Consider the following 19,152-nt stretch of genomic DNA (forward strand, 5'->3'; position numbering starts at 1 on the left):
ATGACAAATAAAGAGTTTTTAGCAATTATCAAAGAAGAATCAACAGCATTAGATTATAACAGATACTTAAAACAACTAGTATATAAAAAAATTTCATCTGATGAAAATATAGCTATATTTGAAGTAAATAATAAATATATTGCTTCTTGGATAAAAAGTAAATATAAAAACCTTATTCAGCACTGTTTTGAAACTATTGATGGAACAAAACCAGAAATAGAGATAAAAGTTGCTGGTGAAAAAAAGAGTAAAAAAGAGATAATTACTGAAAAACTAAAAGGGGATAATGCTGAAAGTACTATTTTAAACCCTTCTTATACATTTGATTCATTTGTTGTTGGAACATCAAATCAAATGGCATATAATGCTTCACTTGCTGTATCAAAAAAGCCTGGTATTCAATATAACCCATTATTTATCTATGGAGGAACAGGATTAGGTAAAACTCACCTTTTACAAGCAATAGGTAATGATGCAATTCAGCAAGGTAAAACAGTTATTTATGTAACTATTGAACAGTTTATGAATGATTTTACTTTCTCTATTAAAAATAAAAATATGGAACATTTTAGAAATAAATATAGAAAATGTGATGTTTTATTAATAGATGATATTCAGTTTTTAAGTGGAAAAGAACAAACTCAAGAGGAGTTTTTTCATACATTTAATGAACTTCATAATGCAAAAAAACAAATAGTTATGACTTCAGATAGATTACCTTCTCAAATAGCTGGACTTGTGGATAGGTTAAAATCAAGATTTGAATGGGGTTTAACAGCCGATATTCAAATACCTGGACTTGAAACTAAAATTGCAATTATTGAAAAAAAATCTGAACTTAATGGAATTAATTTAAGTAGGGAAATTATTAACTTTATTGCTACTAATTTAGATAGTTCAATTAGGGAAATAGAAGGGGTTCTTATTAGAATTAATGCAAGTGCTTCTTTACTTAATCAAGAGATTAATTTAGAACTTGTACAAAGTTTATTAAAAGAGCAAATTAAAGAAAATAAAGAGAATATAAAACTTCCTGATATTATTAATATAGTAGCAAGAGAGTTAAATATTAAACCAAGTGATATTAAATCTAAAAAAAGAACTGCAACAGTTGCCAATGCAAGAAGAGTTGTAATATATCTTGCAAGGGAATTAACACATAACTCAATGCCAGATATTGCAAAGTTTTTAGGTATGAAAGATCACAGCTCTATTTCACATAATATTAAAAAAGCAAATGAGCTAATAGAAAAAGACGAAAACTTTAAATTAATCATTGAAAATCTTAAAAATAAGATAATAAATAAGGAGTGGTAAAAATAAGTTTTAGAGCCTTGTGTGAAAAGGTGTGAATATAAACATTTTTTTGTTCACTTTCATTTCGTCCGATGAAATGGAAGTTTCTAATGTATTTTCATCTTTTCACACATTCTACTGCTACCACTAAATTAAAGAAATAATAAGAGGAGTATAAAGTGAGATTTATCATCACAAAACAAATTATTGAAAATATTGTTTCATCAATGCAACCTTTCTTAGAAAAGAAAGATGCTAGTTCAATTACTTCACATATATATTTAGAAGTTAATAATGATAAATTAATATTAAAAGCTACAGATTATGAAATTGGATTAGAGTCTCAAATCGATGAACTAAATGAAAGTGTAAATGGAAAAGCAACAGTTAATGGTGCAAATTTATTAGGTATATTAAAAAGATTAAAAGCATCAGAAATTATTATTGAATCAAATGAGAATAATTTAGTAATAAAACAAAATAAATCTACATTTAAATTACCAATGTATGATCCTAATGAATTTCCATCATTAGCAAAACCAGATAATTTAAATAAATTAGATATTAGTATGTTAAATTTAATTAATTCAATTAGAAAGATAACACCTGCTATTGATAACAATAATCCTAAATTTGAATTAAATGGTGCTTTAGTTGATATAAAAAGTAATAGAATAAATTTTGTTGCTACAGATACTAGAAGATTAGCAGTATCTCATCTTCAAAATATCTCTAATAGTGAAAATCAATTTATAATTCCTAAAAAAGCAATTATTGAAATTCAAAAACTTTTCTTAGATGATGCAAATATTTCATATGATGATACAAACTTAATTATTTCAAATGATAAAATGAAGTTCTTTACAAAACTAATCAATGGAAAATTTCCTGATTATGATAGAATTATTCCAAAGAGTTTAAAACATAACTTCTCTTTACCAAAAGATATGTTAATTGAATCAATTAAATTAGTTACATCACTATTTTCAAATATTAAAATTACATTTAGTAGTAATTGTATTATCTTTGAAAGTTTAGATGAAGATAGTGAATCAAAAACACAAATTGATATTAATTTAAATATTGAAAACAACTTCTATTTAGCAGTAAATGCAAAATATTTATTAGACTTTTTAAGTTTAACAAAAAATGAAAATGTAGCTATTGGATTTAATGAATCTAATTTACCATTTTATTTAGAAGATGAAAAATTCTTTACAATTGTAATGCCAATAGTTTTAGAAAAATAAACATAGAATAGATTATAAAAGGAAATAGATATATGAGTCAAGAATACGGTGCTAGTAATATTAAAGTTTTAAAAGGTCTTGAAGCTGTTAGAAAAAGACCAGGTATGTATATCGGTGATACAAATCTTAATGGTCTTCATCATATGGTTTATGAAGTTGTTGATAACTCTATTGATGAAGCAATGGCTGGTTATTGTAGAAATATTAAAGTAACTATTACTAAAGATAATTGGATTAAAGTATCAGATGATGGTAGAGGTATTCCAACAGCTATTCACCCAACTGAAAAAATTAGTGCTGCAACAGTTGTTTTAACTGTTCTTCATGCAGGTGGAAAATTTGATAAAGATACATATAAAGTTTCAGGAGGTCTTCACGGAGTTGGGGTTTCTGTTGTAAATGCTTTATCAAAAGATTTAAGAATGACAATTTATAGAGAAGGACAAATTCATTATCAAGAGTTTTCTTGTGGTATTCCTAAATCTCCTCTTGAAGTTATTGGTGAAACTAAAAAAACTGGAACTACTATTGAATTTTTGGCTGATGATTCTATTTTTGAGGTATCTGAATATATTTTTGAAACTTTAGCTAAAAGATTTAAAGAAGTAGCATATTTAAATCCTATTATATCTATTACTTTAGAAGATGAAAGAACAAAAGTTAAAGAAGTATATCACTTTGAAGGTGGTATTGCTCAATTTGTTAATGATTTAAATAAAGATACTGCACTTTGTGAACCAATTGCATTTTCTGATAGAGTAGAAGATGTAGAGGTTGATATAGCACTTTTATATAACTCTTCATATACAGAAAAAACTATTTCTTTTGTAAATAATATTAGAACAATTGATGGTGGAACACATGAAGCTGGATTTAAAGCTGGACTTACAAGAAGTATTGTTAAATACTTAAATGCAAATGCAAATGCAAGAGAAAAAGATACTAAAATTACAGGTGATGATGTAAGAGAAGGTCTTATTGCTGTTGTATCTGTAAAAGTTCCTGAACCACAATTTGAAGGACAAACTAAAGGAAAACTTGGTTCTTCTTATGTTAAGCCAATTACACAAAAATTAGCTGGTGAACAATTAGATAAATATTTTGAAGAAAATCCAACAGCAGCAAAAGCTATTATGGAAAAAGCATTAATGGCTGCACGTGGAAGAGAAGCAGCTAAAAAAGCTAGAGATTTAACTAGAAAAAAAGATGCAATGACAGTTGGAACTTTACCTGGTAAATTAGCTGAATGTCAAAGTAAAGATCCTGCAATTAGAGAATTATATCTGGTGGAGGGAGATTCAGCTGGTGGTTCAGCAAAGCAAGGTAGAGATAGAGTTTACCAAGCAATTTTACCATTAAAAGGTAAGATTTTAAATGTTGAAAAATCTAGACTTGATAAAATTTTAAAATCTGATGAAATTAGAAATATTATTACTGCTCTTGGTTGTGGTATTGGTGAAGATTTTGATGAAGAAAAAATTAGATACCATAAAATCATTATTATGACGGATGCGGATGTAGATGGAAGCCATATTCAAACACTTCTTTTAACATTTTTCTTTAGATTTTTAAGACCAGTTGTTGAAAAAGGTTATTTATATATTGCACAACCACCTTTATATAGATATAAAAAAGGTAAAAATGAGACATATTTAAAAGATGATACAGCTTTATCTAATTTCTTAATTGAAAATGGTTTAGAATCATTTACATTTGAAGGTCTAGGTTATAATGACTTAGTTGATTTATTTAAAACAGTTTCAAGATATAGAGGTATGTTATTACAATTGGAAAAAAGATACTCTTTAGTTGAAGTATTAAAACACTTAATTGAAAATTCTGATTTAGTTAAATTAGATTTTAGTACTTTATATGAAGAAGTTAAAAACTTTTTAGAAACTAGAGGTTATAACATTTTATCTAAAACATTAACTAGTGAAAGAATTCAATTATTTGTTCAAACAAATGAAGGTTTAGAAGAATTAGTTATTGATGATGAGTTATTTGCATCACCATATTTTAGTGAAGCAACATATATTTACTCAAAACTTATTGAAAGAGATATTTCTATGTTTGAAGGTAGAGATTTAATTGATGTTTTAGTAGATATTGAAGATTTAGCTAAAAAAGGTGCTTATATTCAAAGATATAAAGGTCTTGGAGAGATGAACCCAGAGCAATTATGGGAAACTACAATGACTCCTGAAGATAGAAGACTTCTAAGAGTTAAGATTGAAGATGCTGAAATTGCAAGTGATACATTTACTTTATTTATGGGTGATGAAGTAGAACCAAGAAGAAACTACATAGAAGAACACGCAAAAGACGTAGAACACTTAGATGTGTAAAAAAGAGAAAATTCTCTTTTTTACAATTTTAATACTTTCAAAAACTGTTTTCATTAAAATTTGAGGATTATATGAGAAAAAAAAGATTATTATCTTATGAAGCTAAGATAATTATAGGATTTATTTTATTTTTATTACTTATATTTTTACCTATTCCATTATTGGATACAGTTGTTTTATTTAAAAATAAAATTGTAGATTTTTATAATAAATATATACAAAATTATCCTTTATGGGCTCAAATTTTTGTTTTATGCTTTCCAATTATAATTTTTATTACTATTAAATTAATTAGAAAAAATAGATGTAAATATACAGAAGATACTTTTTATGATGTTAAATGGAAATGGAGTTGGCATAAAGATAAAATAGTTAATTTACAATGCTTTTGTCCTACTTGCAATGAAGAACTTTATTATGATGATACTACTTCAAACTTTGTTTTAACTGTAAGTAAAGTGGATTTTATTTGCGAAAAATGCCATAAAGTAGTAGCTTCAATAGCAAATGAAAATAAAAATGTGCATTCTGCAATGATGATAAATAAAGAAATACAAAGAATTATAAATAGAAAAATAAAAGAAATTTAAGATGGCAAAAGCCATCTTAGAATTTTCCATTTTCATTTTGCCATTGGTTAAGTGGTAAAATTTCCTCTTTTATACTCCAAGAGTTATATATTTTTGAGTTTTTAATATTAAATAACTCATAAATAGAAAATCTTTTATTATTTATATAAGTTTCATTAACTGCTAAAATAAAATTACCCTGCCCTAAAATCATATGATTTTTTAAATAATCTGCACTTAAAATTTTAGTTTTAATAAAAGCTTGTACTAATTGTTTATTTTTTAAAGTTTTTTGTTTATCTATTACTTTTACTTCACCTTTTAATTCTTCTATATCTTCTACTAATTCAGTATTATCCCAATGTTCTACTATTAAATTATTTTCAAATCTAAAAATATCAATAACCTTATAGTTTTTATCTTCTTGAGTTACAAAAGAGTGAGCTACAACATAGTTTTTATCTTCAAAGGCTCTTATTACCTTATTTTGTATTTTTTGGCCTTTTAAGTAGTCTAAATAACCTTTTAAACCCTCAATACCATCTTGTGCATATAAATTATGCTGAATATACTTTTTAGTATTAATATATTTTAATACTGATCTATCTGGTTTTGTATTAAAAGCTTTTTGTAAAAGCTCAACTACTTTTTGCTGGTTTGAAAGCTCTTTTGCATAAATATTAATAGCAGAAAGAATAATAAAACTAATTAATATATATTTTTTCATTTATACTCCTATATAAAAAATTTTGAAAATTATAAATTTTTAAATGAAAAATATAAAGGTATAAATAGGATAAAAAATGGTAAATATGAAACTAAATAGTAAAATTTTGTTTAAATTTACTAGGAGAAATATTTGTATGTTTTTTAAAATATTTTATAAAGTTCGTTGTTTCATAAAAGCCTAAATTAAATGCTATTTCTTTTATAGGTTTATTTGTGCAGGCAAGTTGTCTTTTTGCTTCTAATATTAAATAACTATCAATTAGTTGTTTTGCAGTAAGCTTTACAAACTCTTTTGTTATTGTATTTAGGTGTTTTGAGCTAATTTTTAAGTACTTTGCATAAAAACTTACATTTTTATTTTCAAAGTAGTTTTTATAAATTAGTTCTTTAAACTCTTCAAAAATAAGTTTATGTTTTTGATTTATAGTCTTATCTTGCAAAGAGTTTTCATATTTTAAAATAAGATAATTTAGTAAAATGGCTAAGATTTTCTCTTTATATAGACTTTTTTCTTTTTTGTACTCACTATATAATTGTTTAAAAATAGTTTCAAATTCACTATTTAAATCTTCAAGAATAATAGGTTTTAAACAGATATTAAAAATAGACTTTTCTTTAGTTATAAAGTTTCTTTTTAAAAACTCTTCAGTAAAAAGAATAATAAAGCCTTTATGTTTTATGTTTTTACTAAAAGCATGAACTTGCTCTTTAGATATAAATATTAGCTGATTATTTTTAATTTTATACTCTACAAAATCAACAAAATGTTTATCTTGTGTTTTATTAAAGTATAAAATATTATAAAAATTTATTTTATGAGGCTTAGTCATAAAATGGGTATTTAAATCTATATTTTTAAAAAACTCTTCAAAGCTTAAAATTTCAAAACCAAGTTTTTCTAAATCTTTTAAAAAATCTATTTTAGGTAAATTTTGCATAAATAGATTATAAACTATTAAAAATTATAATACAAGCTAACATGGCTAAAATTATCCCTGATATTTTCTCAATTTTATTTGAGTATTTTTGAATAAATTCTCTATTTTGTTTTGCATTTATTAAAATTACTATAAAAATATCCCAAATTAATACAGCTAAAAACATCCAAATGGCATAAAGTATTTGATAATTAAAAGGTATATTATCATTTAATGAAATTGAAAACATAGTAAAATAAAAAATTGAATTTTTAGGATTTAAAATAGCACTTAAAAACCCTTTTATAAAACTTTTTAATAAATTTTTTTTTAAAGTTATTTTGTTTTTATTAAAAAGTTCTCTTTTTTTTGAAGTTATTAAATGATATGAAATATAAAGTAAATAAATAGCCCCTAAAATTTTAATAGAGATAAAAATTAGTGGATTATTTAAAATAAGCATTATTCCAAATAGTGCTAAAATTATATAAATAGCATTTGCAAATGCTATTCCACTAGCTGTTAGAATTCCTGAAGTTTTTCCTTCTTTTGAAGTTGTTGAAACAAGTATAAAAAAATCAGCTCCAGGACTTAATAGTGCAATAAAATGTGCAAGAGCAAGGGGTATAAAGCCTTGCATAAAAATTTCAAGATTCATATAAACTCCTTTTAATGAAGTTTATATGATTTTTTTTAAAAATTATTGTACAAAATTGTTCTTATACTCTTTTGGTGTAGTTGCTACTAATTTTACAAAGTTTCTATGAAAATGACTTTGATCATAAAAACCACATTCTAAAGCTGTTTCAACTATAGAAAAATCTTTTTTTAAAAGATTTTTTGCATATTCTATTTTAAGATTAATAAAATATGAATATACAGAAGTATTTAGCTGCTTTTTAAAAAGTTTAATTATATAAAATGTAGAAAGATTAAACTCTTTTGATAAATCTTCCAAGGAGATATTTTCTTTTATATTCTTTTTTAAATATTTAATAATATTTTCAACTTTATAATTTATTTCTTTTTCTTTTTCTTGTAAATCTGAATATTTTTTATAAAGTATTGTAATAAACTCTATTAGAAGAGATTCTTTTTTAATATAAAATTCATTTGATAAAAGTACTTTACAAAGTTTAATAAATTCATTGAATATTTCTTTATCCTCTAATATCTCTTTTTTAAAAGGTAAAAAGCTATTTAGTGTAGGATTTAGCTCTTTTTGTACCTTATATAACCAATTTGTGTCTATATAAAGCATATAATAATTGCTTTTTTCATTATCTATGCTATTACAACTATGAATTGTATTTGGATTTACTATTGCCAAATTTCCTTTTGAGATTATATAAGTATTGTTTTTATTTGAATATTGCCTTTTTCCATTGGTTATAGCCCCAATAGATAGAGTTTCATGTATATGTTCTTTATAACATAAGGAAGAATTTGAGTATCTAAGTTCTATAAAAGATAGCTCTTTATTTTTTAAAAATTTAGTTTTGTTCATATTTTTTCATTTTTTCTGTATTATATAAAAAAATCTTTTAGGAGTTATTATGAAAATTCATAGATTAGACCATTTGGTATTAACAGTTAAGAATATTGATAAAACAGTTGATTTTTATACTGAAATATTAGGTATGGAAAAAGAGATTTTTGCAGAAAATAGAGTTGCATTAAAATTTGGAAACCAAAAAATAAACCTACATGAAAAAGGAAAAGAGTTTGAACCAAAAGCTAAAAATGTACAAACAGGAAGTGCAGATTTATGTTTTATTGTTCATGGAAATTTATATGAAATTAAAAAAGAATTAGAAAACAAAGGTGTCATTTTAGAAAGTGATATTGTTCATAGAACTGGAGCTATTGGAAAAATAGTGTCAATTTACTTAAGAGATCCTGATTTTAATCTAATTGAGTTATCAAATTATAAATAATTTTGTAAAAAATTAAAAAATACATAAAAAAAATATTTTAAAATTTAAAATTTATGTTATAATTTTAAGATATTTTTAATTTTTAATTCAAAAGGATTATATATGAGCCTTTCATTAAATGAAATACTTGATATAGCAAAAAATAGTAAAGATTTATCTTCTTTAAAACCATTATTAAACACTAAATCTATGATTGTAAGAAGAGCTTTAGCTAGAAATGAACATATTGATGAAAGTATGGCAAATATTTTAGCTTTTGATCCAGTTTTAAATGTAAGTTATATGGCTACTAAAAATCCAAATTGTACAAAAATAAGAGATTTTTCACAATACAAACTTTCTAATTGTGTCCTTTGCGAAAAAGATGAAAGAGAATTAGATTGTACAAATTGTGAAAATAAAAAAATTTTTAGATAATTTTTAGAAATAATACTTTTGTATTACTTTGTTTTATTATAATTCCAAAAAAAATAAGGAAAAATAATAAAGACATGAGTATTACGTTTGATGTGGTAGAAAAATTAAATAAAGCTTTTAATAGTACTTGTATAAATGAATTAAAAATGTTAGCAAATAGTGAATCTATGATTGTAAGAAGAGCTGTTGCAAAAAATGTAAATATAGATACTGCTTTAGCTAATGAGTTATCTTTTGATCCAGTTTTAAATGTAAGCTATATGGCTTTAAATAATCCTAAAAGTACAGTAAAAAGAGAAATTCCTCCATCAAACTTAACTAAATGTGTAGTTTGTCAAAAGGATGAAAGATATATGGATTGTACTTTGTGTTAAGAAAAATTTTTCTTAACACTTTTCTTTAGGGTTATTTTTAAAATACTCTTCTACTTTATTAGTATAAGAGTATATTTTTCCTCTTCTTCTTAAAAATGAGTTTACTATATGATAGCCATGATTAAGTGCTGCAACTATTGAGCCTCCTGTATTAAAAGCTATATCACCTGCCACATACATACAAGGTAAGTTTGTTCTATAATGCTCATCATAAATTGGATTTCCTTCACTATTTACTTCAATACCACATTTTTTTAAAAAATCAACGGGTGAAGTTCCTCCTATGGCATAAATAATTCTATCATAGATAGTAAAATAGCCATCATTAAAATTAACTTTTATTCTTCCTTCAAAGTTTTCTAAACTTTCAATATCAGTATTTAATCTAAGTCTTAATAACTCTTGCCCATTAAACTCTCTTAAAATTTTTTCATTTTCAGGGTTTAGCCTTGTAAATTTATCTTTTCTATATACTAAAGTTACTTCATTATTAACTGCAAGGTCATAGGCGTATTCCGCAGCAGAGTTTCCTCCTCCAACTACTAAGATTTTTTCATTTTTAGTACATTTATCTAAATTAAAATTTATATAGTCTTTTAAAGAAGCTGGAATTTTATATAAAGGTTTATTTGGTTTGCCCATCTTTCCTATTGCTATTACAACAGATTTTGATTTAAAACTTTGAGTTGAAGTTGTTATTAAATAAATATCCTCACCCTCTTCTTGAGTTCTAATAATAGATTCAACTTCACTATTAAAAGCTGTATCAATTCTCTCTTCATCAAGTAAAGTATTAAAATAATCTAAAGTACTCTCTTTTGTACCTCCTACAAATTCCACATTTCCTTCAAGTTCAATAATTTGACCTTTCCAGTCCCTATCTACTCTTTTATTATCTTTATAATATTTTCTAATTGTATTTGAGTGATTATCACTTTTTTCAATTAATAAAATATTTTTTACCCCATGAATAACAGCTTCAATTGCTGTACCTATTCCTCCAGGTCCTCCACCTATAATGGCAATATCATAAATATTTGACTTCATTAAACTACTTCTTTATTTTAAGATTTAATTTTAAAATTATAGCTAAAATTAAGATAATCTTCAACCTACTATATTTGTAAGTATTTTTTTGATAAAATGGGCAAAATTTAATATTTAAAAGGTTATTTAAATGGAAATGAAATATGGTGAAAAAGAGATTGTTGAATTTGATATTAACAGTAAAGAACACTATTGGCCAAACAACAATGAAAAAAATTATATTATAGATATTGAATTACCAGAATTTATGGCAAAATGTCCAAGAAGTGGTTACCCTGATTTTGCAACAATTAAATTACAATATACACCAAATAAAAAACTTATTGAATTAAAAGCATTAAAATTATATATCAATACTTTTATGTTTAGAGAAGTTTCTCATGAAAATTCAGCAAATGAAATTTTTGATACTTTATATAAAAATTTAGAACCAAGATGGATGAAAGTTGTTGCTGATTTTAAACCAAGAGGAAATGTTCATACTGTTATAGAAATTGACAGCGCAAAAATGTAAGGATAATTCTTGGAGAGATTAGTAACTACATCTCAAGCAGCTCAAATTCTTGGGCTCTCTCTTCAAGGTGTTCACTATCGAATTAAAAATAATCAATTAAAATCAATTAAAAAATCAGGTAAAACCTATGTTTATATTAGTGAACATGTACAAGATAAATCAAATATTGATGAAAAACCTGTTGAAATTATTGAAATAAGAGAGATTATAAAAGTAAAAGATGAACAAATTTCACTTTTAAAAAAAAATATAAAATGGATGAAACATCAATATACTTCAGAAATAAAAAGATTGGAAAAAAATCAAAAAAGAATTATTGAAGTATTTAATAGAGAAATACAACTTTTACAAAGTGCTTTTAATGAAATGCGTTCAATATATAAACCTCAAATTCAAATAAGTTCTCAAGAGGAAACTGAACCTAAAAAACAGCCAAAATATTTAAGTTTATTAGAGTTTACTAAACTTATGAAAACTTATGGAAAATCTGATACTTATATAAAATCTATAATAATAAATGGAATTAAAAATCAAGATAGTAGATTTTATTATAATAAACAAACTAAAAAAATATTAATTAAAGATAGTGATTTTAAAGACTTTTTATAAAATATACTTTAATTTTTATAAAAAAAGTTTTTTTACTTGACAAATACTACTAATTAGTAGTATAATTTCAAAAGTGGAGGATGTTATGCAAAAAACAAGTTTAAAAAGTTATGGAACAAGAACAGATAAAGCTATGAAAACTGTTGTAAGACTTGATAGAGTAAGTTATAAAATCTATAACATAATGGTAAACTATTTAGCAGAACATAATCTAACTTTTAATCAATTTAAAGTTTTAGAAGTGCTTTATCATAGAGGTGATTTAAATGTAAGTGCAATTACAAAACTTACAATGAGTACACCAGGAAATATAACTGTAGTAATTAAAAATCTAAAAAGAGATGGTTGGATTACTTCAATTAAAGATCCAAATGATAATAGAGCTTCCATATTAACAATAACACAAAAAGGTGAAGAGATAATACAAAAGGTATTCCCTCAACACTCTATTAATCTAAAAAATTGTATGGAAGTTTTAAGTGATGAAGAACTAGAGACTTTATATGAATTATTGGATAAAGTTTATAAAACAAATTAAAAAAATTTGTTTAAATAATACTAATTAGTAATAAATAATAAAAAAAAGGATAAGAAATGACAAAATTTTTAAAATTAGGTTTAGCTTCTATTTTAGCTTCAGGTGCACTTTTTGCAGGAACATATAATATTGATACAAGTCATTCACATGTTGGATTTAAAGTAAAACATATGATGATTTCAAATGTAAAAGGTCAATTTGATAAATTTACAGGGGTTTTTGAATATGATGAAAAAACAAATACTTTGAAGAGTTTAAATGGGGATATTGAAGTTTCTTCAATAAATACAGCAAATGAAAAAAGAGATGGACATTTAAAATCAGCAGAGTTATTTAATGTTGAAAAATTTCCAAAAATAACTTTTAAATTAGAAAAAATTGATGGTGATAAAGCATTTGGTAAACTTACTATGCATGGTGTAACAAAGGATGTTGAACTTGATTTTGAAGATAATGGAATGGTGAAAGATCCTTGGGGGAATACAAGAGTTGGTATTGCTTTAAATGGTAAAATAAATAGAAAAGATTATGGAATTACTTGGAATAAAGTTTTAGAAGCTGGTGGAGTTGCAGTTGGTGAAACTGTTAAATTAGAAATAGAGCTAGAAGGTATTTTAGCTAAATAATTATTGGGAGTATAACTCCCAATATAAAGGAGTTTTTATGTTTCCTTCCCTATTTATTTCTCACGGTGCTCCAAATACTATTTTAAAAGATTCAAAAACAAAAATAAATTTACAAAATTTAGCAAAAAGTTTAGATAAACCAAAATATATTTTAATAATTTCTGCCCATTGGACTACAAAAAATTTGGAGATAATTAGTTCAAATGCAAATAAAATAATGTATGATTTTTATGGATTTGAAGAAGAGTTATATAACTATAAATATAAACTTTCAAGTAATAAAGAAATAACAAATGAAGTTTTAGAAAAATTAACAGATTTAAATATATATAAAAGTAGTAAAGATAGTTATGATCATGGTGTTTGGACTATATTGGCAATGATGTATAAAAAGCTTGATGTTCCTGTTATAAATCTTAGTTTACCTTTAAATTTTACTATACAAGAGCTTTTTAATTTAGGAAAGAAGTTAAGAGTTTTAAAAGATGAAGCTTTATTAATATTTAGTGGTTCAATTACTCATAATTTATTAGATATTTACCCTAAATATCATGTAAATGTTAAGCCATATGCTTATAATTTTGATAAAAAAATAGAAGAATTATTAAAAAATGGTCAAATACAAACTCTTTTAGAGTTTAAAAATATAGAAAATTTTAATATAAATCATCCAACAATTGAGCATTTTTTACCTTTGATTATAGCATTAGGTACAACAAATGATTATAAGGCACAAGCTTTTAATGAAGAGTTTATTTACTCAAATATTTCAATGAAAAGCTATATTTTTAAAGGATAAAATATGTTAAAAAAAATACCAAAAGATAGTATGTATTTATCAAATCATGGTTGGCTAAAAAGTAGATTTCATTTTTCTTTTGCTGAATATAGAAATATAAATAATGTTAATTTTGGAGTTTTAAGAGTTTTAAATGATGATATTATTGAGCCTGTAAGTGGCTTTGATTTTCATCCTCATAATAATATGGAAATTATAACTTATGTTATTGATGGAGAATTAACTCATAAAGATTCTATGGGAAATAGTGAAGTACTAAAAAGAGGTGAAGTTCAATATTTAAGCGCTGGAGATGGTATTTATCACAGTGAACATAATATGCATAAATCAAAAAATTTAAGGCTTTTACAAATTTGGATTATACCTCCACAGAACTCTTTACCTAGACTTTATGGTTCTTGTAAATATAAACAAGAAGAAAGAAAAGATAAATTTTTAAAAATAGTATCCTCTGAAAATGGCAATAGTAAAATTAAAATATATCAAGATATTAATATTTTTGTAAATGAAATGTCAAAGGGTACTAACTCTTTATTTAAACTTGACAATAATAGACAAATATATTTTGTTCAAATTGAAGGAAGTTCAAGTATTAATGAAATTCTTTTAGAAGAAGGAGATGCTTTAGAAATTTTAGATATTGAAAAAATTGATATAAAAGCTATTAGCAACTCGCATTTTTTATTTATAGAAATGGCTAAAAATTAAGCAAAAAAAAAGAGTGCTTTTAAAGCACTCTTCTCCAGATACCCAAGCACACCACTAAGTAAGGTGCCTTGCTATGTTCCCATCCTGGGGCGTTGTCTTAAATAACGATTGCAAGGGTCTAAAGAAGAGCATTCAAAGTACCACTATACTTTCAATGCTTCTCTTTTGAAAGCGTATTATATCTTAAAAATCTTAAAACATATTTTAAAAAAGAGGGAATTTAACAATTTTTGGATATAAATGCACTTTACTTTTACAAGAAGAGAATAATTTGGAAAAAAAATTTAGCTTATTAGGAATATTTTCATTGATTTTTGCAATGTTTATATGGGCAAGTACATTTATAGGATTAAAATCAGCTATGGAACACTATGGACCTTATACTGTAATATTTGGTAGAATGGTATTTGCTGCATTATGTTTTATATTTTTTATAAAACAGTTTTTAAAGTATGATTTTACAAAAAAAGATATTGGATATATTTTACTATTAGCTTTATTTGAGCCTTGTTTATATTTTATTTTTGAAGCAAAAGCTTTACAATTAACTACTGCTTCACAAGCGGGTATGATTACTTCTTTAATGCCTCTTCTCACTTCAATTGCAGCAATTTTTATTTTAAAAGAGTTAGTTTCAAAACAGTTTATTTTTGGGTCTTTTTTAGCAGTTTTTGGTGCAGTTTGGTTAAGTTTAGAAGCTACTTCTTCTCTTTCTGCTCCAAATCCTATGTTAGGAAATTTTTTAGAATTTCTTGCTATGTGTTGTGCGGCTGGATATACAATTGTAGCAAAACATTTAACATATAAATTTTCAGCTATATTTCTAACAGCAATTCAAGCTTTTGTGGGTGTGATTTTCTTTATTCCTTTTGCAGCTTATGAGTTAAGTGTTACACCTTTTGTTTTTAGTTTAGAAGGTCTTTTATGGACAATGTACCTTGGAGTTTTCGCAACATTGGGTGGATATGCTTTATATAACTTTGCTTTAACAAAAATTGATGCTTCAAAAGCTTCAATTTTTATAAACTTAATACCTGTATTTACTTTAATCTTGGCATATTTTATCTTAAATGAAAGATTAACTTATGTGGAGATATTTGCTTCATTTATTATACTTTTTGGAGTGTTTATTTCTCAAGTAAAAATAGTTATACCAAAAACAATATATAAAATTTTTAAAGCTATTTGATGGTTTTTTTAACTCTTTTTTTTGTAGCATTTATTTCAGCCACACTTTTTCCTATGGGAAGTGAGGCTTTATTAGTTTATAATATAAATCAAGGATTTAATCTTTTTTTATTACTTTTTTTTGCCACAATAGGAAATACTTTAGGCTCATTAGTTAATTATTTTTTGGGTTTAAAAGGTGAAGAGTATTTGGAAAATAAAAAGATTTTAAATAAAGAAAAAATAGAAAAATATAAAAGATTTTTTGATAAATATGGAAGTTTATCTTTATTCTTATCTTGGATGCCTATAATTGGTGATCCTCTTACTTTTATTGCAGGAGTTTTAAAATATAATATTAAAAAGTTTATATTTATAGTTTTAATAGCCAAATTTTTAAGATATTTATTTTTAGCTCTTACAACACTTGCCTTAATTTAAAAAGGTAAAGAAATTGTAAATTGTGCCCCTTTAAAGTGTTGTTTTTCATACATAAACTCTATATTTTCAACTTCAATATTTCCACTCATATGTTTTACAATAATTTCTTGACTCATATAAAGCCCTATTCCTGTTCCTTGAGTTTGATGTTTTGTAGTAAAATATGGTTCAAATATTTTATCTAGGAACTTTATAGGTACTCCACCAGCATTATCTTTTATTTTAATTTTTACTTGGTTATTTTCTTTTTTTATGCAAATAAAAATAAGTTTTGGTTCAAAATCATTTTTTATTAGTTCATCTCTTGCATTATTTAAAATATTGATTAATACTTGAATAAGTTCATTTTCTAAACCATAAATCTCAATATTTTCAATATCTTTTATTATATCAATATTTCTAGATTTAAACTGTGCACTAACTAAAGATAAACTTTTTTCTATAATGTTATAGGCTTTAAATCTCTCTTTATCTTTATTTGGTTTAAAAAAGTTTTTAAAATCATCTATAGTTTTTGAAAGATGTTGCGTAGTTTTTGTAATATTATTAATATTATTTTCAAACTCTTTATCATCTAATAATCCAAACTCTTTTTGCATTTTCATTCCACTTGCAATTGTGGAAATTAAAGATAAAGGTTGTCTCCATTGATGTGCAATATTTCCAATCATTTCTCCCATAGATGCCATTTTTGATTGTTGAGCTAATAGGGAATCTTTTTTTCTATTTTTATTTATCTCTTTATATATTTTTTCTTTGTATTTTGTAAATCTTTTTTCTATTTTTTTAGAAATATAAAAAGAGATAATTAATAAAACAATAGTTATTAAAAGACTAATAATTATAATATTTATAGCATAGGTTTTATTATCTATATAAAGTTGTTGTTTTCTTTTATTTATTAGCGGTTCTAACTCTTTTATATAAAATCCACTTCCAATAATCCATTCCCACTCTTTAAAGCTTTTTACATAAGAGGTTTTATAATTTATTAATGAAGTATTGTAAATTAGACTATCACTATATGTTATAAAACCTCCTTTTTTATTTTTCGCAATTTTTATAACTTCATTTAAAAGGTTTACTTTTTCAGTAGTTTTACTATTATCAACTTTTAGATGTGAATTAGTTGGTTTATGGATAATTATCTCACCTTTATGGGTAAAAATAAAAATATATCTTTTATTTTTTTCATTTATTTTATCAATATACTCTAAAATATTTTTCTTTAAATCTTTTTCAAAATCTTCTAAATATTCCCCTGTACTAATAGAGATATTTAAAGGTTCAAAATATTTATAAAAAGAGATTTTTTTATAAATCCTTTCTCCCTCATTTGTGGGTTTACTCCAATAATAAGTATCAAAAGTTTCTGTTTTATTTTTTATTACATCTACAATAGTTTTTACAAAATAGTATCCATTTGTATCTTTTAAATTTAAGTAGTTTTTATTTTCAAGTTTTATATCAAGTGGGTATAAAAGGTTGTTTCCCTTTATATCATGAATAAAATAGTACCCTCTTCCCTCATTGAACCTAATCTCTCTTAGGGCATCTTTTATCATCTTTAAAATTTCATTTTTAGTTTTAAATTTATTTTCTTTATATATATTTGTAGCAATATTATGTGCCTCATTAACTCGGCTTTTTAATTGTTTTTTTAGTCTTTCTTCACTTTTATTTTTTTCATAAACTATATATTCATATATTTTTGTAACTTCAGTTTTTATTTGCTCTTTTTGGTTATTAATAAACTCTTTTTCTATTTTTTTTATATCTTCTTCACATAAAGTTTGATTATTTAAAATAAGCAAATAGGTTGTAAGTGTAGATAGAAAAAGTATAAATACAATAGGAGCAAATTTTATAATTTGTAAAATCTTTTTTTCATTATTTTTTAACATAGCGGAAATTATAATATTTTAATTATTAATTTTTACATGTAAAATGCCCTTTTTATTTCATTATTTTTTGAATATAATTTATAAATAATATTTTTGTAGTTAAATTCCAAATATTGAGCATGCAACCAAAGTCTATAACTTCCTGTAATTTCTTCTCTTTTTTCATCTGCTAAAGTTTTATTTAAATAGCTCTCAGCTATTTCATCTTCTATTCCATATATTGGATCTCCTAAAATTTTATGTCCAATAGCATATAAATGAACTCTTATTTGATGTTGTCTTCCTGTAAGAGGTATTGCTTCAATTAGTGTTAGGTCTTTTTTTTCATTATATGAAATAGGATTTACAATTGTGCAAGATTCTTTACCTTTTTCTCCTGCTTGCATTCTAACTCCAATAGCTTTTCCTTCTTTTTGAAGTTTTAAATCAATAGTTAAACTTTTTTCAATTTTGCCTTGAACTATTGCTAAATAAGACTTTTTATATTTTTTTTCTAAAAACATCTCTTTTAGTTCAATTTCACTTTTTTTAGTTTTTCCTACTATTACAAGTCCTGAAGTCTCTGCATCTATTCTATGGGCTAGATTTGCATCTTCTCCAAAATGATAACGAATCTCATCAAGTAAAGAGTATGGTGTTTTTTTTGAAATTGGATGAACCATTAAATTTGTAGGTTTATCAAAAAGGGCAAAATCTTCAAATTCAATTAAGGGATTAAGTCCTCTTGTATGACCTTCAAACTGGGCAATATATATACAGTTTGTTTTAATTATATCACTGCTTTTAAAAGGGGCAAAATCTTCATCAAATACTCTTCCCTTTCCTATATACTTTTGCGATAATTTAGGGCCTAACTTTAAATCATGCAATAAGAATTGTTGTATTTTTTTGCCAATAATAGCATCATATTTTTTTAAAATAAAAGGCACAAACTTTTCCTAGAAATTAAGTTTAAATTAACC

General features: G+C 24.3%; 22 protein-coding genes and 1 other RNA gene. 15 read left to right on the forward strand and 8 right to left on the reverse strand.

The annotated features are described in order from the left end of the window. The 4 genes from dnaA to AMYT_RS15055 all read left to right on the forward strand — a co-directional run bounded on the left by dnaA (position 1) and on the right by AMYT_RS15055 (position 5,484). A complete protein-coding gene (gene dnaA, locus AMYT_RS00005; RefSeq protein ID WP_114840530.1) occupies positions 1–1,317 on the forward strand; it encodes a chromosomal replication initiator protein DnaA in 1,317 nt (438 codons plus the stop codon). A gap of 158 nt (positions 1,318–1,475) precedes the next feature. After that, complete coding sequence (gene dnaN / locus AMYT_RS00010) at positions 1,476–2,546, forward strand: DNA polymerase III subunit beta (RefSeq protein WP_114840531.1); 1,071 nt, start codon at positions 1,476–1,478, stop codon at positions 2,544–2,546. Positions 2,547–2,578: 32 nt separating this feature from the next. Next, on the forward strand, positions 2,579–4,894 hold the full coding sequence (gene gyrB, locus AMYT_RS00015) for a DNA topoisomerase (ATP-hydrolyzing) subunit B (protein ID WP_114840532.1): 2,316 nt from the start codon (positions 2,579–2,581) through the stop codon (positions 4,892–4,894). Positions 4,895–4,965: 71 nt separating this feature from the next. Beyond that, positions 4,966–5,484, forward strand: coding sequence for a hypothetical protein (locus tag AMYT_RS15055; protein WP_228197870.1), 519 nt, complete (start codon positions 4,966–4,968; stop codon positions 5,482–5,484). 16 nt (positions 5,485–5,500) lie between these two features. On the opposite strand, the gene AMYT_RS00025 is transcribed toward AMYT_RS15055, so the two are convergent. From AMYT_RS00025 to AMYT_RS00040, 4 genes are all read right to left on the reverse strand, one after another. After that, positions 5,501–6,190 carry a nuclear transport factor 2 family protein gene (locus AMYT_RS00025; RefSeq protein ID WP_114840533.1) on the reverse strand — a complete coding sequence of 230 codons (690 nt, stop codon included), beginning with the start codon at positions 6,188–6,190 and terminating at the stop codon, positions 5,501–5,503. Between the two features lie 91 nt (positions 6,191–6,281). Continuing rightward, positions 6,282–7,130, reverse strand: coding sequence for a helix-turn-helix domain-containing protein (locus tag AMYT_RS00030; protein WP_114840534.1), 849 nt, complete (start codon positions 7,128–7,130; stop codon positions 6,282–6,284). 7 nt (positions 7,131–7,137) lie between these two features. Continuing rightward, complete coding sequence (locus AMYT_RS00035) at positions 7,138–7,767, reverse strand: LysE family translocator (RefSeq protein ID WP_114840535.1); 630 nt, start codon at positions 7,765–7,767, stop codon at positions 7,138–7,140. 42 nt (positions 7,768–7,809) lie between these two features. Then, complete coding sequence (locus AMYT_RS00040; protein WP_114840536.1) at positions 7,810–8,616, reverse strand: AraC family transcriptional regulator; 807 nt, start codon at positions 8,614–8,616, stop codon at positions 7,810–7,812. A 49-nt stretch (positions 8,617–8,665) separates the two neighbouring features. Between AMYT_RS00040 and AMYT_RS00045 the strand changes: the two genes are divergently transcribed. From AMYT_RS00045 to AMYT_RS00055, 3 genes are all read left to right on the forward strand, one after another. Then, entirely contained in the window at positions 8,666–9,046 is a 381-nt protein-coding gene (locus AMYT_RS00045) for a VOC family protein (protein ID WP_114840537.1), read from the forward strand. Positions 9,047–9,148: 102 nt separating this feature from the next. Next, positions 9,149–9,463 (forward strand): hypothetical protein, encoded by a 315-nt coding sequence (locus AMYT_RS00050; RefSeq protein ID WP_114840538.1) that lies wholly within the window; start codon positions 9,149–9,151, stop codon positions 9,461–9,463. A gap of 74 nt (positions 9,464–9,537) precedes the next feature. Further along, on the forward strand, positions 9,538–9,837 hold the full coding sequence (locus tag AMYT_RS00055; RefSeq protein WP_114840539.1) for a hypothetical protein: 300 nt from the start codon (positions 9,538–9,540) through the stop codon (positions 9,835–9,837). Positions 9,838–9,849: 12 nt separating this feature from the next. On the opposite strand, the gene AMYT_RS00060 is transcribed toward AMYT_RS00055, so the two are convergent. Beyond that, on the reverse strand, positions 9,850–10,884 hold the full coding sequence (locus tag AMYT_RS00060) for an NAD(P)-binding domain-containing protein (RefSeq protein WP_114840540.1): 1,035 nt from the start codon (positions 10,882–10,884) through the stop codon (positions 9,850–9,852). A gap of 136 nt (positions 10,885–11,020) precedes the next feature. Between AMYT_RS00060 and queF the strand changes: the two genes are divergently transcribed. The 6 genes from queF (at position 11,021) to AMYT_RS00090 (ending at position 14,678) form a co-directional block, all read left to right on the forward strand. Beyond that, entirely contained in the window at positions 11,021–11,398 is a 378-nt protein-coding gene (queF, locus tag AMYT_RS00065; protein ID WP_162919515.1) for a preQ(1) synthase, read from the forward strand. 9 nt (positions 11,399–11,407) lie between these two features. Then, the gene (locus AMYT_RS00070) at positions 11,408–12,007 is read left to right on the forward strand and encodes a helix-turn-helix domain-containing protein (protein ID WP_114840542.1); all 600 of its coding nucleotides are present in this window, start codon (positions 11,408–11,410) and stop codon (positions 12,005–12,007) included. A gap of 85 nt (positions 12,008–12,092) precedes the next feature. Then, positions 12,093–12,545: a MarR family winged helix-turn-helix transcriptional regulator gene (locus AMYT_RS00075; RefSeq protein WP_114840543.1), complete on the forward strand. Its 453-nt coding sequence runs from the start codon at positions 12,093–12,095 to the stop codon at positions 12,543–12,545. Between the two features lie 56 nt (positions 12,546–12,601). Further along, positions 12,602–13,171 carry a YceI family protein gene (locus AMYT_RS00080; protein WP_114840544.1) on the forward strand — a complete coding sequence of 190 codons (570 nt, stop codon included), beginning with the start codon at positions 12,602–12,604 and terminating at the stop codon, positions 13,169–13,171. 37 nt (positions 13,172–13,208) lie between these two features. Continuing rightward, positions 13,209–13,970: a DODA-type extradiol aromatic ring-opening family dioxygenase gene (locus tag AMYT_RS00085; protein ID WP_114840545.1), complete on the forward strand. Its 762-nt coding sequence runs from the start codon at positions 13,209–13,211 to the stop codon at positions 13,968–13,970. A 3-nt stretch (positions 13,971–13,973) separates the two neighbouring features. After that, positions 13,974–14,678 carry a pirin family protein gene (locus AMYT_RS00090; protein WP_114840546.1) on the forward strand — a complete coding sequence of 235 codons (705 nt, stop codon included), beginning with the start codon at positions 13,974–13,976 and terminating at the stop codon, positions 14,676–14,678. A gap of 28 nt (positions 14,679–14,706) precedes the next feature. On the opposite strand, the gene ffs is transcribed toward AMYT_RS00090, so the two are convergent. After that, positions 14,707–14,803: signal recognition particle sRNA small type (ffs, locus tag AMYT_RS00095), an RNA gene on the reverse strand. A 146-nt stretch (positions 14,804–14,949) separates the two neighbouring features. Between ffs and AMYT_RS00100 the strand changes: the two genes are divergently transcribed. Both AMYT_RS00100 and AMYT_RS00105 read left to right on the forward strand, forming a co-directional pair. After that, the gene (locus AMYT_RS00100; protein WP_228197871.1) at positions 14,950–15,867 is read left to right on the forward strand and encodes a DMT family transporter; all 918 of its coding nucleotides are present in this window, start codon (positions 14,950–14,952) and stop codon (positions 15,865–15,867) included. Next, the gene (locus AMYT_RS00105) at positions 15,867–16,286 is read left to right on the forward strand and encodes a YqaA family protein (protein WP_114840547.1); all 420 of its coding nucleotides are present in this window, start codon (positions 15,867–15,869) and stop codon (positions 16,284–16,286) included. The genes AMYT_RS00100 and AMYT_RS00105 overlap by 1 nt, the downstream gene beginning before the upstream one ends. On the opposite strand, the gene AMYT_RS00110 is transcribed toward AMYT_RS00105, so the two are convergent. After that, entirely contained in the window at positions 16,283–18,190 is a 1,908-nt protein-coding gene (locus AMYT_RS00110; RefSeq protein ID WP_114840548.1) for a sensor histidine kinase, read from the reverse strand. The genes AMYT_RS00105 and AMYT_RS00110 overlap by 4 nt on opposite strands. 32 nt (positions 18,191–18,222) lie before the next feature. Beyond that, the gene (locus AMYT_RS00115; RefSeq protein WP_114840549.1) at positions 18,223–19,119 is read right to left on the reverse strand and encodes an RluA family pseudouridine synthase; all 897 of its coding nucleotides are present in this window, start codon (positions 19,117–19,119) and stop codon (positions 18,223–18,225) included. Positions 19,120–19,152: the final 33 nt, after the last annotated feature.

Source organism: Malaciobacter mytili LMG 24559, assembly GCF_003346775.1.
In the GTDB taxonomy this organism is placed as follows: Bacteria; Campylobacterota; Campylobacteria; order Campylobacterales; family Arcobacteraceae; genus Malaciobacter; species Malaciobacter mytili.